The following is a 226-nucleotide window of genomic DNA, read 5'->3' on the forward strand; positions in this document are numbered from 1 at the left end:
GGCGTGACAGCACCAGCGCCGTGGGGCCAGAGTGACGCTTGATGGCCGCATCCCAGGCGGCGGCGGTTTCGACCGCATCACAGGGGCGCCAGGTATTGAGGTTCGGCGTGGTACGCAGGCTGGTGAGCTGCTCAATGGGTTGGTGAGTCGGGCCATCTTCACCCAGGCCGATGGAGTCATGGGTAAACACGTAAATCACCTGCTGGCCCATCAGCGACGCCATGCG

The 226-nt window shown here is 64.2% G+C and carries 1 pseudogene; it reads right to left on the reverse strand.

What is annotated here, in order from left to right:
• A pseudogene (locus K7H09_RS23810) lies at positions 1 to 226 on the reverse strand (transketolase); the annotation flags it as partial.

Origin of the sequence: Halomonas sp. IOP_14 (assembly GCF_021021315.1) — a bacterium.
In the GTDB taxonomy this organism is placed as follows: domain Bacteria; phylum Pseudomonadota; class Gammaproteobacteria; order Pseudomonadales; family Halomonadaceae; genus Vreelandella; species Vreelandella titanicae.